We start from the raw sequence: 598 nt of genomic DNA, 5'->3' as shown, positions 1-598 counted from the left end.
CAGGCCTCGGGCAATCAGCACGGACGTGATTTCGGAGTAACGCGTCGGTTCAAGCCCACGCTTGAGGGTGTAGGAAACAATTACGTCCTGATCAAGGTTGCGTTCGACAAAGACGTACGGCACCACGAACTCAGCGAGTTCGCCATCCCGGTGGACATCGTAGTCGACTTGGGTGCTGGCCAGCGGGCCTGTCCACCACAAGATCATCTGGTCGCCTGCGCGCGTGCTGGCGAAGGGGGCAATGACTTTGGCGCCATTCTTTACATCGTCCGGGTCCAGTTGAGCGCCCGATGCCTTTTCGATTTTGGGTGGGGGCATATCGCGTCTGGGCTCGCCCACTTGATAGGTTTCGCTCAGTGAGTCCTGCCCGGTGCGCAGAAGGGTGTAGAACACCTGCACGCGCAACCCGTCAAACCGCTTGATATCTTCACCCGGTACGGTGAACGAGAGCACGCCCTCGTCGTTCGGGATGCTGTCAAACCGTTTGCTCTGCTTGTACTCAGTCGTGATGTTGGGATTGCTGACCAACAGCGTGATCTGGATGAGGTCGTCGGGTCGCCAGGTGTCCTGTTCACGAAAGCTGACGGTGGCGTTGGCA

1 protein-coding gene is annotated in these 598 nt (G+C 58.5%); it reads right to left on the bottom strand.

Going from position 1 to position 598, the window contains the following annotated elements; all coding sequences use genetic code 11:
* Positions 1 to 598, bottom strand: a 598-nt coding sequence (locus tag ACODSV_RS36305) for a hypothetical protein (RefSeq protein ID WP_489078414.1), incomplete at both ends; no start/stop codon positions are given.

Source organism: Pseudomonas sp. FG86 (assembly GCF_057808775.1).
This window is presented reverse-complemented; position numbering and strand designations above follow the sequence as displayed.